General features: G+C 63.0%; 15 protein-coding genes. 5 read left to right on the top strand and 10 right to left on the bottom strand.

The features are described from left to right. Positions 1 to 78: 78 nt before the first annotated feature. The gene (locus AC4GYV_RS02960; protein WP_491099170.1) at positions 79 to 840 is read left to right on the top strand and encodes a Bax inhibitor-1/YccA family protein; all 762 of its coding nucleotides are present in this window, start codon (positions 79 to 81) and stop codon (positions 838 to 840) included. Positions 841 to 909: 69 nt separating this feature from the next. Further along, positions 910 to 1,260 carry a DUF4186 domain-containing protein gene (locus AC4GYV_RS02965; protein ID WP_491099171.1) on the top strand — a complete coding sequence of 117 codons (351 nt, stop codon included), beginning with the start codon at positions 910 to 912 and terminating at the stop codon, positions 1,258 to 1,260. Positions 1,261 to 1,262: 2 nt separating this feature from the next. Here AC4GYV_RS02965 and AC4GYV_RS02970 read toward each other — a convergent pair whose 3' ends face one another. The 5 genes from AC4GYV_RS02970 to AC4GYV_RS02990 form a co-directional block, all read right to left on the bottom strand. Further along, on the bottom strand, positions 1,263 to 2,735 hold the full coding sequence (locus tag AC4GYV_RS02970) for a sensor histidine kinase (protein WP_491099172.1): 1,473 nt from the start codon (positions 2,733 to 2,735) through the stop codon (positions 1,263 to 1,265). 72 nt (positions 2,736 to 2,807) lie between these two features. After that, positions 2,808 to 3,683 carry a dienelactone hydrolase family protein gene (locus AC4GYV_RS02975; RefSeq protein ID WP_491099173.1) on the bottom strand — a complete coding sequence of 292 codons (876 nt, stop codon included), beginning with the start codon at positions 3,681 to 3,683 and terminating at the stop codon, positions 2,808 to 2,810. A gap of 77 nt (positions 3,684 to 3,760) precedes the next feature. Then, positions 3,761 to 4,408, bottom strand: coding sequence for a glutathione S-transferase family protein (locus AC4GYV_RS02980; RefSeq protein WP_491099174.1), 648 nt, complete (start codon positions 4,406 to 4,408; stop codon positions 3,761 to 3,763). Between the two features lie 32 nt (positions 4,409 to 4,440). Beyond that, a complete protein-coding gene (locus AC4GYV_RS02985; RefSeq protein ID WP_491099175.1) occupies positions 4,441 to 4,953 on the bottom strand; it encodes a CinA family protein in 513 nt (170 codons plus the stop codon). Beyond that, a complete protein-coding gene (locus AC4GYV_RS02990; protein WP_491099176.1) occupies positions 4,950 to 6,608 on the bottom strand; it encodes a M28 family metallopeptidase in 1,659 nt (552 codons plus the stop codon). Before AC4GYV_RS02990 ends, AC4GYV_RS02985 begins: the two co-directional genes overlap by 4 nt. An 89-nt stretch (positions 6,609 to 6,697) precedes the next feature. On the opposite strand from AC4GYV_RS02990, the gene AC4GYV_RS02995 reads away from it, so the two are divergent. The 3 genes from AC4GYV_RS02995 (at position 6,698) to AC4GYV_RS03005 (ending at position 9,390) form a co-directional block, all read left to right on the top strand. Continuing rightward, the gene (locus AC4GYV_RS02995) at positions 6,698 to 8,020 is read left to right on the top strand and encodes a serine hydrolase domain-containing protein (RefSeq protein ID WP_491099177.1); all 1,323 of its coding nucleotides are present in this window, start codon (positions 6,698 to 6,700) and stop codon (positions 8,018 to 8,020) included. Between the two features lie 93 nt (positions 8,021 to 8,113). After that, a complete protein-coding gene (locus AC4GYV_RS03000; RefSeq protein WP_491099178.1) occupies positions 8,114 to 8,992 on the top strand; it encodes an aldo/keto reductase family oxidoreductase in 879 nt (292 codons plus the stop codon). A gap of 74 nt (positions 8,993 to 9,066) precedes the next feature. Next, complete coding sequence (locus tag AC4GYV_RS03005) at positions 9,067 to 9,390, top strand: hypothetical protein (RefSeq protein WP_491099179.1); 324 nt, start codon at positions 9,067 to 9,069, stop codon at positions 9,388 to 9,390. Between the two features lie 2 nt (positions 9,391 to 9,392). Here AC4GYV_RS03005 and AC4GYV_RS03010 read toward each other — a convergent pair whose 3' ends face one another. The 5 genes from AC4GYV_RS03010 to AC4GYV_RS03030 form a co-directional block, all read right to left on the bottom strand. Continuing rightward, positions 9,393 to 10,844 carry a helicase HerA domain-containing protein gene (locus AC4GYV_RS03010; protein WP_491099180.1) on the bottom strand — a complete coding sequence of 484 codons (1,452 nt, stop codon included), beginning with the start codon at positions 10,842 to 10,844 and terminating at the stop codon, positions 9,393 to 9,395. 644 nt (positions 10,845 to 11,488) lie between these two features. Next, positions 11,489 to 11,998: a YybH family protein gene (locus AC4GYV_RS03015; RefSeq protein WP_491099181.1), complete on the bottom strand. Its 510-nt coding sequence runs from the start codon at positions 11,996 to 11,998 to the stop codon at positions 11,489 to 11,491. Between the two features lie 86 nt (positions 11,999 to 12,084). Continuing rightward, a complete protein-coding gene (locus tag AC4GYV_RS03020; protein WP_491099182.1) occupies positions 12,085 to 12,423 on the bottom strand; it encodes a hypothetical protein in 339 nt (112 codons plus the stop codon). A 128-nt stretch (positions 12,424 to 12,551) separates the two neighbouring features. Next, the gene (gene clpA, locus AC4GYV_RS03025; protein ID WP_491099183.1) at positions 12,552 to 14,894 is read right to left on the bottom strand and encodes an ATP-dependent Clp protease ATP-binding subunit ClpA; all 2,343 of its coding nucleotides are present in this window, start codon (positions 14,892 to 14,894) and stop codon (positions 12,552 to 12,554) included. Positions 14,895 to 15,041: 147 nt separating this feature from the next. Next, positions 15,042 to 15,242 carry a DUF1192 domain-containing protein gene (locus AC4GYV_RS03030; protein WP_491099184.1) on the bottom strand — a complete coding sequence of 67 codons (201 nt, stop codon included), beginning with the start codon at positions 15,240 to 15,242 and terminating at the stop codon, positions 15,042 to 15,044. Positions 15,243 to 15,294 lie beyond the last annotated feature (52 nt).

The raw sequence follows: 15,294 nt of genomic DNA on the forward strand, positions 1-15,294 counted from the left end.
TCGCTTGAAGTCCCCTCGGGCATCAACGATATATTTGCGGTAGCGAACGGGCCTTTTGCCCGCGCGAGAGGAGATGAAATGGCCATTTGGCAAGACCCGCGCACCGACACCGACAGGGTCGGCGGCGTGAATGCGGCCACGGTTGGTGTTCCGACCGTATCCCGCGATGCGGGCCTTCGGTCGTACATGCTTTCGGTTTACAACTACATGGCGTCGGGCGTGCTGCTCACGGGCATCATCGCGCTGGGCGTCGCTAACAGCAGCCTCATCAACCTGATCGTCAATCCGGCGACCGGGGCGGCGACGCCGCTGTTCTGGATTGCGCTGTTTGCGCCGCTTGCAGTGGTGTTCGCGCTGAGCTTCGGCATCAACCGGATTTCGGCCGGCACAGCGCAGCTGCTGTTCTGGGTCTATGCCGCCCTGATCGGCGTGCAGTTCTCCAGCTTGTTCCTGGTCTACACCGGCGTTTCCATCGCCCAGACTTTCTTCGCGGTCGCTGCGGCGTTCCTGGGTCTGAGCCTGTTCGGATACACGACCAAGCGCGATCTTTCGGGGATGGGTTCGTTCCTGATCATGGGCGTCGTCGGCATTTTCGTCGCGCTGCTGATCAACCTGTTCCTGCGCTCGCCTGCGCTTGACCTCGCGGTTAGCGCCATCGGCGTGTTGGTGTTCGCGGGCCTGGTTGCCTACGACACGCAGAAGATCAAAAGCATCTACTTCGCAGTGGCTGGCCACGGCGAAGCGATGGCCAAGACTGCGGTCATGGGCGCGCTGAACCTGTATATCGACTTCATCAACATGTTCCTGTTCCTGCTGCGGTTCATGGGTGACCGCCGCTAAGCTCGAACGGAGCTGAACATAGAAGGGCCGGGGGAGCGATCCTCCGGCCCTTTTGCTTGGGTATTCTGTATGCGTGACCTCGATACCGTCTTTGCGAAGCTCCGGACGTCGCCGTTCCGGGCGAAGTTCCGATTGGGCCCGAAAGACCGCGCCTATCTCGACAGCCGCGGCATCGGCACCGTGGCGGAGCATGGACGCGACTTCATCGCCAAGCGTCTCGCCCCGGCGGAGCCCGCGAACGACGGACGGCAGACGCCGTGGCGGGGACATCCGGTGTTCGTAGCGCAGCACGCAACCGCGACGTGCTGCAGGTCGTGCCTCGCGAAGTGGCACGGCATTCCCGCGGGTCGAGAACTTACCGCCGACGAGCAGGCGTATGTGCTGGCCGCGATCGAGCGCTGGTTGCGCCAACGCGACTGAGGTCAGGCGCGCGCGTCCGGTATCGGCGCGATCACGGTGCAGACGACGCCTTCAGGCTGGAACTGAAGGTCGACCTTACCGCCGAATTCAGCTGCCAGCGTCCGCTCGATCATGCGGCTGCCGAAGCCGCGATGCTGCGGCGGCGATACAGGCGGCCCGCCTTGTTCGCGCCATTCGAGCCGGAGCTGATCTCCATCGACCGTCCAGCGCACGGAGATCCGTCCTTCTGGCGTCGATAGCGCGCCGTATTTGGTAGCGTTGGTTGCAAGCTCGTGAAGCGCCAGCGCCAGGCCGACGGCGGTCTGAGGACGCACCTCGACGTCGGGACCCGCGATCTCGCGACGATCCTCCGGGCAGAAGGGAGTGAGCGCGGTCAGCGCGACATCGGCAATGGTTGCCGCGTCCCAATTCTTGCGAGTGAGCAGGCTGTGGGCGGCAGCGAGAGCCTGCAGGCGGCCTTCGAAGAGGCGGATCGCGTCCGGTGCGGGCGTCGCTGAATGAAAGCTCTGGTGAGTCAGGCTTTGAACGATCGCCAGGGTGTTCTTCACCCTGTGGTTGAGCTCTCCGACGAGCAGTTCCTGTTGGCGCTCGATCCTCTTGTGGTCGGTGACGTCGTGACCCTGCACGAAGATGGCTCGTTGGTCGTCGGCAACGCTCGCCATCGGCTGGAATATGAAGTCGACATATCTCAGCTCGACCGCTCCATCCCTATCGAGTGTGACCGGCGTCGCACGTCCGACATGTCGCTCGCCGGTTTGATAGACCGTATCCAGGAGCTGGACGAAACCCTGCTCGACCACCTCCGGAAGCGCCTCCGCGATGGTCTTCCCGATCACATCCCGCCCGCCGACCAGGTCGTGATAGGCGCGGTTGGCCATTGTGAAGACGTGGTCGGGCCCTTCGAGGAGGGCCATGAAACCCGGCGCTTCGTCGAACATCTGGCGAAGACGCTCGCGTTCGCCGCTCAGGCGTTTCTCGGCCCGGACCTTGGCCGTCGTTTCGACCACGATCGCGATGACCGCTGCAGGGGAGCCGTCCTCGCTAAGAACCTGTGAGTAGTCGAGGGTCATCCAAACCGGCTCGCCGCTGCCGTGGCGGTAAAGCGTCAGCTCCATGTCTTCGACAGAGAGCGTCTGCCCCTGACGGAAGACGGTTTCCATCACTCGCGCGTTCCAGTCAGCAGCTTCGGGCCAGGCATCGAGCACATCCATGCCGAGGATCTCGGGATGCCGGGCACCGGCGAAACGGGCGTAGCCGTCATTGTAGATCATCACGCCCTGCTCACCCCACAGGGTGACGATCGGAAGGGGCGATCGCAGGATCAGGGCAATTGTGGTCTTCACGACCTGGGGCCAGGAATCGATTGGCCCGAGCGAGGTCGAGGCCCAATCGAAGTCCCTGATCAGACGTCCAAGTTCGCCGCCGCGAGTCAGGAAATCATGATCCGACCCGCTACGTACAGCGAACGCATCCATTACGGGCCTAGTGGACCCATTACGCTGGCTTCACAAGGGGAACGCGTTCACCTGGGTTACAAAAAACAGTTTTTATCTCAGATGCTTGTGGAAGAAATCCAGCGACCGTTTCCATGCCAGCTCGGCTGCTTCCTTGTTGTAGCGTTCGGCCGACGTATCGTTGTTGAAGGCGTGATTGACGCCGTCGTAGAGGTAGAATTTCACGGTCTTGCCGGCGTTGCGGAGCGCCGTGACCCACGGGAACGAAGTCGCGTTGACGCGTTCGTCGAGGCCGGCGTCGTGGATCATGATCGGCGCCTGGACCTTGGACGCCTCCGACGGGTCCGGCGCAGGGCCGTAATAGACAACGGCGGCATTGAGTTTGTCGCCCGCGGCCACGGCGAGCCGGTTCACGAAGCCGCCGCCCCAGCAGAAGCCCACCGCACCAACCTTTCCGCTGCGGCTCGAACCCCTGAGCTCGCTAACCATCGCTACTGCATCTGAGACGGATTTGTTGAGGTCGAGCTTGCCGATCGCGTCGCGCGCGGCGTCCTCGTTCGAGGGCGTGCCGCCGGATGGCGAGAGCATATCGGGCGCGACGGCGCGATAGCCCGCGATCGCCACGCGGCGCGCAACGTCGCGGATATGGTCGTTGAGGCCGCGGTTCTCGTGGATGACGAGCACAGTGGGTTTGAGCGAACGCGTGCGCGGTTCGGCGACATAAGTTTTGTAACCGCCGGTGAGGTCTTGCGTGCGCGTCGTGAGGCGAGGGTCATCGGCCGCGATGACCGCTGCTGAGGCGGGGGAAGCGGCGATGCCGGCGATCAGCAACTCGGCCGCAGCGACACTTCCGGCGAGCTTGACCATCTCTCCCATGAAGGCCCGGCGTTCCATGCCTTCGTGGGTGAAGCGATCGTAGAGGTTGATGGCCTTCTGGCGGGTGATCTCGTCCAACGCAGCCTCCGTCATTTGCGAGCGCAGCTATGTGATCCAGATTGTTGCGCTGGATTGCCACGCGCCAGCGGCGCTCGCAATGACGATGAAGCTTAGGCCGGTTGCGGCTGCGGCGGTTGTGCTGCCTGCGCTTGCTCGATCAGCTTGGCGTCGATCTCCTTTGCCCGCTCATAGGCCGGGCGGTCGGTCATGCGGCGCGCGTAATCCACGAACGCGGGGCGCGGATCGAGCAGGTTGAACGCCAGCATGAAGTTGATGTTGGCACCAACGAACAGATCGGCTGCGGTGAAGTGATCGGCCGCAATATATTCGCGGCCGCTCACTGCCTTTTCGAGATTGTTGATGGCGAGATCGTAATTGCCGTACCCGAACATGCGCTGGCGCTCCGGCGTCGGTTCCCACCCTGCGGCCTTGTTGCTGAACGCGGCTTCGACCGGGCCCGAGGTGAAAAAGATCCATCGGTAATAATCGGCGCGATCGTCGACCGGCGGCGCGAGATTTGCCTTCGGGAAGGCGTCGGCGAGGTAGCAGCAGATCGCCGCGACTTCGGTGACGACCTTGCCCTTGTGCTTGATCGCCGGAACCTTCCCCATCGGATTGATCGACAGGTACGGCTCCTGTTTCATCGTCGAGGCGTAATCGAGAATCTCGGTGTCGTAGGGCTGTCCGACTTCCTCCAGCATCCAGCGGATCGTCTGACCGCGAGACATCGGGTTGGTATAGAAAATGAGGTCAGCCATGGTTCGACTCCCTGGTTAGAACAAAAGGCGAACTACTCCTCTTCGAGACACTGCTCAAGCATGTCCAGCATCGCCTTCAGGCTCTTCACCCGAATGGCGCCACGCCCGATGGCGCCGAAGTGATTTTCGCGGTGGATTGTGCGGCCGTCGCGTCTCGCGAGTGCGATGTGGACGAGGCCTTCTTCATTGCCGGGACCAGCCGGCCCGGCGAAGCCGGTGATGCCGAGTGCGAGGTATGACTTCGAGCGCTTCAATGCACCTTCAGCCATAGCGCGCGACACGACTTCGGAGACCGCCTGGTTCTGCTGGAGCAGGCTGGGCTCGATCCCGAGCAGCTCGGTCTTCGCTTCGTTGCTGTAGGTCACGAAGCCACGATCGAAAGCATGCCCGGCGCCTTCGATGTCGGTCAGCAGCGCCGCCAACATCCCACCCGTGCAGCTTTCCGCCGTGGCGATGGTGAGTTCGTCGTCGCAAAGCCGGCGCATGAGCCGCTCCGCCTGCTCGTCGAGATTATCGGGAAGCGCAGGCTGGAGAGTTTCGCTCAACGCCGCTCGCTCGCCGTCTGGTCGCGCTTGGCGCGGAATTCGCTGTCGCTGCTCCAGTTCGGCCATTCGCGTGAGTTGGCGAGACGCAGGCCGACGATGTGCAGCAGCTCATCGTCCTCTGCCATGCCGCTGAGGTCCCAGGCGGTGCTGAACTCGTCCGCGGGCTGGTGATACGCCTTCTCGACATATTCCTTGCCCAATGCCTCGCCGCGCGCCGTCCCGCCGTTCACCATATCGTTCCCGGCGTCGAAGCTGAGCGCCGGGACGCCTTGCTTGGCGAAGGTGAAATGGTCGGAGCGGTAGAAGCCGCCGGTTTCCGGATGGGGATCCGGCGTGAAGGTGCGACCCTTTTTCTGTGCTTCGGCGATCAGATCGTCGAGGAGATCGAGCCGAGCGGTGCCGGAGATGCTGAAGTTCTTCGTGCGCCCCCAGACATTCATCGCATCGGTGTTGAGGACGGCCACCGTCTTCCCGATGGGATAGAGCGGGTGGGTCGCATAATATTCGCTCCCTAGGAGGCCCTTCTCCTCAGCCGTCACTGCGAGGAACACGATCGAGCGGTCGGGCCGCGGACCTTGAGCGAAGGCGCGTGCCTGCTCGATGATCATGCTGACGCCGGTCGCGTTGTCGACGGCGCCGTTGTAGATCTTGTCGCCTCGTGCGTCGGGCTTGCCGATGCCGAGATGGTCCCAGTGTGCTGAGTAGATGACGGTCTCGTCCGGATACTTCTTGCCGGGCAGCAGCCCGACGACGTTGTGCGAAGTGATCGTCGCGACCTTTGCTTGAAGGTCGGCACTGAGCGTCGCCTTGAGCGGCACGGGCTGGAAGTCCTTGCGGCGTGCCGTGGCTTTCGCTTTCTCGAAGTCGAGGCCCGAGGCGGCGAAGATCTGCTCTGCGAGCGGGCGCTGAATCCAGCTTTCGAAACCAGTGTGCGAGGCGGCCGGGTCCTTGCGGACGATGTCGAACATCGTGTTGGTGTTGGAATTCTTGACCGTGTTCCAGCCGTAGGAGGCGGGGACCGTCTCATGCACGATGAGGACGCCCGCCGCGCCGCGACGAGCCGCTTCCTCATATTTGTAAGTCCAGCGGCCATAATAGGTCATGGCCTTGCCGCCGAAGCTTCCTTCGCCGCCCTCGAAGTCCGGATCGTTGACGAGGACGACGAGCAGTTTGCCCTTCACGTCCTGGTTCTTGAAGTCGTCCCACTGGCGTTCGGGTGCGCTGACGCCATAGCCGACGAAAAGGAGCGGGGCGTTGGCGAGGTTGACCTTGGTCTGGCCGTTCATCGGTGAGCGGACCGAGATCTGGTCGCCCTGCGTCAACGGAATGGTCTGGCCGTTGCCGAGGTTGAGCGTGACTTGGGGCGCCGCGGCGAAGTTCGACTGCAGCAGCGGCACGTCCTGCGTCCACTTGCGCTTGCCGTTGACCTTGTCGCCGCCCGGCTGGACGCCGGCCGCCTTGAACTGGCTGACGATGTAGTCGATCGTCTTGGTCTCGGCGGGCGTGTTGGGGCCGCGCCCCTCATACGCATCCGAACTCAGGACACGGACATGCTCCGCAAGCCGCGCGGGATCGAATGAGCCGGTGGTTTGAGCCAGCGCCGGAACGGATGCGGCGGCCAGCAGGACGGCCAGAGTCTTGCCCAAATTCTTCACGTGCACTCCCCTCAACTCGACGAGTCATCAGTGGCGAACACGCCAGGCGCTTGCAACTGCATGGATCAGCGCTACAAATGTAGCGAATCTTGCGAGTAACCGTCATGCTCGATCGCCGGGAGTTTGTTGTTGGCTTGGGAGCGGCGGCCGCAGCTGCGCCTGCTCTCGCGGTTCCCGCAGCGTCAACGCCGTTGGCAGATGCGCTCGAACGCTATTTCACGCCATTCGCGAAAGAACGTGATTTCAGCGGCATCATCTTGATCGAACGCGGGCAGGAGCGGCTGCTTCGAGCCTGGGGCCGGGCGAGCTTTGAGCAGGAGAGCCCGCACACCGTCCACACGCGATATGCGGCGGAGTCGATCAGCAAGATGTTCACCCATGCCGCGGTGCTGGCGCTGCAGTCGGCGGGAAAGCTACAGCTCAGCGATCCGCTGGCGCGGTTCATTCCGACGTTCCCGCGAGCAAAGGAAATCACGATCCGGCAGCTTGTCGGTCACAAGGCGGGCATCTCGCGCGACCTCGCTTTGCAGGGCGCGGACGCCGTGCGTACGCGGACCACCGCGCAGCTGGTGGAGTTGATCGCGGACACGCAGAACGGGCCGCCGGGCAAGGAGGCGTACTCGAATAACGGATACAGGCTTCTGGCGCGGGTGATCGAAGTCGCCGGCAAGGGATCATTCGACGGATTGGTGCGTGAGCTTGTGTTCGAGCCGCGCCACATGCGCGACACGGTGTTCGGCGGCGGTCCGGGAGAGCCGATGCCTGGTCGAGCAACGGGCTACATCCCCGGCCCGGGCTGGGGCAGCATCCAGAAGAGCCCGCCATGGGACTTCTCGAACTCGCGGGGAGCGGCTTCGTTCTTCACCAGTCCGTCCGATCTCGCGCTGTTTCTGCGCGCGCTCCCCCTGGAGCCAGGCGATGTGGAGGATGCACCCGGAGCAGGGAACGACCTAAAATTCCGTAAGATCGTCGGGCATGATGGCTTCGGGAACGGGTTTGCGAACCTCGCTTATGCGTTTCCCGGCGAGGACACGCGGCTGGTATTGCTGGGCAACATCCAGTCCGGCCTGTTCATGTCGCTCAAGAAGGACATGCGAAAGCTGCTGGCGGGGGAGGCAGTCGATCCACCGTTGGTGCGACGCACGCCGGAACTTCCGCCAATCGAACGCTGGCGCGATTTCGTCGGGCGCTACGATCTTCGTCCCGGTGCACCGCTAATGATCCGCCGTTCGGGCGACCGCCTCGAAGTCAGCGCGGGCGAGGACTTCCATCCGCTGATCGCCATCAAACCGGACAGCTTTTTCATGCGGCTGCGTTACGCGAAGATGAGCTTTCCCACCGCGCCTGCTCCGGTGACGTCGATAACTTGGGAGGAAGGCGGCGGCAGCTTCAGCCTCAAGAAGCTGTCCTGAACAGCAGTCGGTCGCCCGACTGCTACGGTTGAGCGCAGCACGCCTTCAACCGTTGCGGCAGCAGCACGACATCCCTTCGAAAGGGAGAACCAAATGACCGACATCAGCAAGGCTGGAACCTACAAGCTCGGCGAACGCACGGTGAACCGCATGGGCTATGGCGCGATGCAGCTCGCTGGGCCGGGCGTGTTTGGACCGCCCAAGGATCGCGAGCAGGCGATCGCCGTGCTGCGGGAAGCGGTGGCGAGTGGCGTCAATCACATCGACACCAGCGACTATTACGGTCCGCATGTCGTCAACGAGATCATCCGCGAGGCGTTGTCGCCCTATCCGGACAATCTCGTGCTGGTGACAAAGCTGGGTGCGCGGCGAGGCGACGATGGGTCGTGGCTGCCGTGGAACAAGCCTGACGAGCTTGCGCAAGGTCTGCGCGACAATCTCGCCCGGTTGGGCCTCGAGGCGATGGAGGTCGTGAACCTGCGCATCATGGGTGCGGTGCACGCGCCGGCGGAAGGGTCGATCGCCGACCAGGTTGAAGCGATGGCTGAGCTTCAGCGGCAGGGCCTGGTCCGGCACCTCGGCCTCAGCAACGTGACGAAGAGCCAGGTCGAGGAAGCGCAGTCGATCGCGCCGATCGTCTGCGTCCAGAACCACTACAATCTCGTCCACCGCCACGACGATGAGCTGATCGACTGGCTGGCTGGGCAGGGCATCGCTTATTCGGCGTTCTTCCCGCTCGGCGGCTTCTCGCCGCTGCAGTCGGACGAACTGTCGCGCATCGCGTACTCTATCGGCGCGACGCCGATGCGGACGGCGCTCGCATGGTTGCTGCAGCGCTCGCCGAACATCCTGCTGATCCCCGGTACGTCCTCGCTCGGCCACCTGCGCGAGAACCTCGCTGCGGCCGAGATCGAGCTATCGGAAGAAGTGCTCGAACAGCTTGATGAGATCGGTGCCAGCGTGCCCGCTTAACTTATCCCCAACTGAATATCGGTATCCGCAGATTCGACTCTGCGGTTGTTGGGCAGCTGGCTACGTTAACTTTTGTGAAGCATGAGTCGACGTTCGAACCGAGGCTGGCCGTAGCCGGTCCAACACTAGACGAATTGGATCGCCTGCCGTGGCTGATCGATGAGCCGCGGCGTGTTCAGCGGCACCTAAGCGGCAGGATGGTAGCACTGGGATTCGTGCTGGTGGCTGTCGATGCCTGCGCCTCTTACGGTGCGGGCCGGATCAGCGTGCGGGACGTCGCGCGCATGGAGGAATCACAGCAAGCCTTAGCGTCCGGGGATGCGCAACTGTTCGCGCAGAAGATTGCAGAGCCGGGGACCGTCGGCTGGTACCGCAAGCGGCCCAACGCCGCTTACTAGCCTCACGCTTCCATCGGGGCGGTCGCGAGACCCAGTTCGGGGATGCCGATCGATCGCCTCCCTCCGAAATCGGTGCGGACGACGATCAGGCCGCTCTTTTCCAGATGTTCGATCAGGCGGCGAATGCGGCCAGGGGAACTCGTGCCGTAGACGCGAGCAAGTTCGTCATCGGCGGGACAGGGCTCCCCGTCCTGCGCCGCGCGCGCGAGGAGGAGGAATGGGCCGAGCACGTCGTCGGGCACGCTGCGCCCAAGCCGGAGGATATCCGCGCGGCGCTCGTCCGACGTGTCGGCGATGCCCGCGACCGCCATGGCGAAGCGGCGACGAAAGTTTGCGAGATCGAGCGAGTTGCCGGGGATGCGGCGCATTCGGCAGCGCACAGTGAAGTCCTGGTAGAGCGAGGCGGTCGGCTGGAAGGTGCAGCCTTCCTCCGCGGCCATTTCCGCCAGGATTTCCGCGAGCGGCTGCTCGATGTCGACGGCGGCAGGCGAGGGCGCCTCGTCCTGGCTGTCGTCTACCCCGTGACTGGCGATTTGCTCGAGCAATTCCTCAGCCTTGACCGGTTCCGGCTCAGGTTCGCGCCTGACTGCTTCTTCTCCAACCCAGTCCGCGTGGAGCAGCGCGTGCAGGTCTTCAGTCGAGGCTGTGGGCATCGGCAGCAGCCCGTGCGAGGCGGTGCGCGTCGAGGTTTGGACGGAGCCGATCTTTACGCCGAGAGGACGACGGCTGATCGCCGGGCCGAGCGCGAGGAAATGTCCGCGCTCCAGGTCACGGATCTGCTCGGCCTGCTTGCGCTCCATGCCGAGGAGGTCGGCGGCGCGGGCCATGTCGATGTCGAGGAAGGTGCGGCCCATCAGGAAGTTGGACGCTTCCGCAGCGACGTTCTTCGCGAGCTTCGCGAGGCGCTGGGTGGCGATGACGCCCGCCAGCCCGCGCTTGCGGCCGCGGCACATCAGGTTGGTCATTGCGGCGAGCGATAGGCGCCGCGCCTCGTCGCTGACTTCGCCAGCGGCTGCCGGAGCGAAGACCTGCGCTTCGTCGACGACGACCAGCGCCGGATACCATTCGTCGCGCGGCGCATCGAACAAAGCGCCGAGGAACTGAGCGGCGCAGCGCATCTGCGCCTCGACCTCGAGACCTTCGAGCGCGAGCACGACGGAAGCGCGATGCTTGCGGATTCGCGCGGCGAGGCGGCCGATCTCGGCACCACCGTACGCGGAGCCGTCGACTACCACGTGCCCAAACGGCTCGGCGAGGGTGACGAAATCGCCTTCGGGGTCGATCACGACCTGCTGCACCAGCGCAGCGCTCTCCTCGAGCAGGCGACGCAGCAGGTGCGACTTGCCGGACCCGCTATTGCCCTGAACGAGCAAGCGGGTGGCCAGCAATTCCTCGATGTCGATCTTGACCTCGGCCCCGCCCGGAGCGGCGCCGATCACAACTGAAGCACTCACCTGTCGGTCATTAAAGGAAGGGGCGGTCGCTGCAACCGTCCGCCTTCGACCCATTCTGGCCGTCGGTAAGGAATATTCCGACGAGCTAATCCACGTCATGGCCGGTGGTAGGGAATTTGCTACCAAAGGTGGAATGAAGCGCGTTGCTGAGTTGGAGCGACTGGGGCGCGTCGCTAGGCAGCAGGCTGGCTTGGCCTCAAATCGAGAAACACGCGAGTTGCTGCTTCAAATTGCTCATCAATATGTGACGGTCGCCGCCGAACGTCGGGCGCTGCTCAAGACTTCCAGACGCGGCGCTCAGACTCTTTGAGCAAACACCATAGACGATGTCGTCAGAAGTAGCTCGAGTGAACGGCTGATTGCGCGGCGTGATGCCAGGATATCCCTCTCAGACTGCTCGCATGAAATCTGTGAGCGAAGGACATGTGCCGCAGTCTCGGTGGACGCGCGCGCGAGTTCGCACTTCTGTTTGATGCGGGGAAATTTGGTGCTCCTCTGTAGCGGGAGCACGACGAATGTCCCTCGGCCGCCGACGCGCTAAGGCAGATGCCGGCGATGCCGACGAACTAGCACCGTTGCGCGCCGGTTCCTCTAACTTGAATTGGTGGCCTGGAATGTCACGACAATGCTGTACCCGCGGCGCCCTAGGCTCCGCTGGCCGGCAGATCACTGTTGAAGATGTCCGCCGCGGCTTTCCACTCGCTGCCGATCTTACGCCACACAACCACATACTTGCCGGTGTCGGTTTTCGCGGTGCCGTTTGGCGCGACCGCTAGCCTGTAAGTCCCGCGGTCGAGTGCCATGTCACCCGACGATGACACGATGATCTGCTCCGGGACGAAGGTCAGCTCAAAGCGGGGCGTCTGCATCATCGACGCCCAAGTTTGCTGGATTGCGCTACGTCCTTTGCCGATCGGCGCGTTTGGCGGCATCACTGCGCCGTCCTCGGCGTAGAGTGCGGCAATCCCTGCCGCGTCCTTGGCTTTCACCAATTGGAGCCAACGATCGACTTGTCCGCGGATTGCCTGCTCCTCCGCGCCAGCGTGGACAGCGGCAGCATTCCCTTCGGCGATGTTGTTTCCGGACTTCTCGTCCGCCTGGCACGCAAGCAGCAGCAGCGCCGTGACAGAAAGTAGCAACAGGGATCTCGTCATAGGCCCTCTTTTGCTGTTCCTCCCGTAGCACTGGCCACGCGCTTCGCGCCAGTTCACCAATGTCCGCTTTCCACCCATTGCGGACATTAGCGTTTACGAACGACGGCCTTAGCATCGACTATCGTCCACTCGCCGTTTCTTCGGGTGAGTTTAGCGATCTCATAGTAGACTGCACTCGGATAGATGACCGTGAAACTGCACGAAATCGTGTTCGGCTCTTCGGAAGTAGCCTCGCCGCAATGCACACCCTGTATCGCCTTGATCGTAGTGGGGTGGATGAGAATCACTTCGTCCGGATTCTCTCTGGTGATTGCTGGAATAGAAGCTTCAGTCCGATTGTAGATCGCGCTCCTTAGCTCACCGTCAGTTGGGCATAACGACGGTACCGCGCAGCGGCTCATCTGAGCCATGACAAGAGCAATCACCACGGCCCCCTTTCGTCAGCTAAGGTATCCGGCGGAATGTCTTCTTTCCACCCAAAGCCGACATAAGCCCGCCATACGAAAAGGGCCGGAAGTTTCCCTCCGGCCCTCAGTTTCACGATGTTGTGACCTTACTCCGCGGCTGGAGCTTCTCCGCCAGCCTTTTTCTTCGCCGCGGGCTTGTCGGCCTTCGGCTTCTTGGCCTTGGTCGGCTTTGGAGCAGCAGGCACGATCTCGAACGCCGGGGCATTGTCCTTGATGCGGACCTTGACCTCGCCGCCGTTGACCAGCTTGCCGAACAATAGCTCCTCGGCGAGCGGCTGCTTGATCTTCTCCTGCACGAGGCGGCCCATTGGGCGCGCGCCGTAGAGCTTGTCGTAGCCGCGGCTGGTGAGCCACTCGCGTGCCTCGTCGTCGAGCTCGATGTGCACGTTGCGGTCGGCAAGCTGCAGCTCGAGCTGCAGGATGAACTTGTCGACAACCCGCGCAACGACTGCCGGCGGCAGGTAGCTGAACGGCACGATCGCATCGAGGCGGTTGCGGAATTCCGGCGTGAACATCTTCTTGACCGCATCTTCCTGCGCATCCTCTCGCGAGGCGGCGCCGAAACCGATGCTCTCACGCGCCATGTCGGACGCGCCGGCATTGGTGGTCATGATGAGGATCGTGTTGCGGAAATCGACGGTCTTGCCGTGGTGGTCGGTCAGCTTCCCGTTGTCCATCACCTGCAGCAGGATGTTGAACAGGTCCGGGTGCGCCTTTTCGATCTCGTCGAGCAGGAGCACGCTGTGCGGGTGCTGGTCGACCGCGTCGGTCAGAAGACCGCCCTGGTCGTAGCCGACATAGCCCGGAGGCGCGCCGATCAGCCGGCTGACCGAGTGACGCTCCATATATTCGGACATGTCGAACCGCTGCAGCGGGATGCCGAGGATCGAGGCGAGCTGGCGCGCCACCTCGGTCTTGCCGACGCCCGTCGGCCCCGAGAACAGATAGTTGCCGATCGGCTTGTCGGGATCGCGAAGGCCCGCGCGGCTGAGCTTGATCGCCGAGGCGAGCTTCTCGATCGCAAGGTCCTGTCCGAACACGACACGCTTCAGGTCCGCTTCGAGATGCTCGAGCACCTGCTTGTCGTCAGCCGAAACCGACTTCGGCGGGATGCGCGCCATCGTGGCGACCACCGCCTCGATTTCCTTCGGCGTGATGATCTTCTTCCGGCGGCTCGGCGGCACCAGCATCTGCATCGCACCGACCTCGTCGATCACGTCGATCGCCTTGTCCGGCAGCTTCCGGTCGTGGATGTAGCGCGCCGAAAGCTCGACCGCCGACTTGATCGCGTCCTGCGTGTATTTGACGTTGTGGTGGCCTTCGAACGACGAGCGCAGGCCAGCGATGATCTTAATCGTGTCCTCGATCGTCGGCTCGTTCACGTCGATCTTCTGGAAGCGACGGAGCAGCGCCCGGTCCTTCTCGAAGTGGTTGCGGAACTCCTTGTAGGTCGTCGACCCGATGCAACGGATCGCGCCTGAGGAGAGCGCCGGCTTCAGCAGGTTCGACGCATCCATCGCGCCGCCCGAAGTAGCGCCGGCGCCGATCACGGTGTGGATCTCATCGATGAAGAGGATTGCGTTCGGAAGCTTCTCAAGCTCCGAGACGACCGACTTCAAACGCTCTTCGAAGTCGCCGCGATAGCGGGTGCCGGCCAGCAGCGCGCCCATGTCGAGCGAGTAGATCGTCGCGGGCTTGAGCACATCCGGAACGTCACCCTCGATGATCTTGCGGGCGAGGCCCTCGGCGATTGCGGTCTTACCGACGCCCGGCTCACCGACGTAGAGCGGATTGTTCTTTGACCGGCGGCAAAGGATCTGCACGGTGCGCTCGACCTCCGGCATGCGGCCGATCAGCGGGTCGACCTTGCCGGTCCGCGCCTTCTCATTGAGATCGATGGTGAACTGCTTGAGGGCAGATTCCTTCTTTCCGGCGTCCTTTTCGGTCTTTTCCTCGGCGCCTTCTGGGGCCCGAGTTTCGGGCGCTCCTTCGCCCTTGCCGACACCATGGCTGATGTAAGTCACGGCATCGAGGCGGCTCATGTCCTGCTGCTGCAGGAAATAGACGGCGTAGCTCTCGCGCTCCGAGAAGAGAGCGACGAGCACGTTTGCACCGGTCACTTCGTCGCGACCGGATGACTGGACGTGGAGGATTGCGCGCTGGACGACGCGCTGAAACCCGCTCGTCGGAGTCGGATCCGTGGCGCTGTCGGCTACGAGCGCTCCAAGTTCGTTGTCGAGATATTGCTTCACCGATGCGCGAAGCTCGTCACGGCTGACGCCGCAAGCGGTCATCACCTTGGAGGCGTGCTCGTCATCGATGAGGGCAATCAAAAGATGTTCAAGGGTCGCATACTCGTGCCTGCGGCGGCTGGCCTCCCCAAGCGCGTTGTGGAGGGTCTGTTCGAGTTCGCGAGCAAAACTAGGCATTTAGCTGGATACTCCATGCCCGAGGGAGGAGCCCCACGGGCTTTCTTAGAATGTCATACGCTCGAACGCGGCAATCAAGGGCCGACGCCCGGCTTTTCAACAGATTATCGCGTGAAGAGGTTGTCGGCAGGTGAACGGCCGAGCCGGTCACGGCTTTTTGAACAGCTCTTCGGCGGCGGAGCGGTGCGTCTGGGCCCGCTGCATGTGCGATTCGACGCGGGCGATCTCGGCCTTCAGCGCTTCGATTCGCGCCTGCAGCTCCTCGATAGACATGGGGTCGAGGTCCTGTTTTGCAAGCTCCACCAGCGGGTCGCCGGGCTTGCTGGGGAACAGGTCTTCCAAGTCCATGGAGCGAATCGTTGACCCTCCGGCGGGGCAAGTCAATAAGCGCCGCGCTGTG

This window comes from Sphingomonas sp. SP4, from assembly GCF_058313375.1.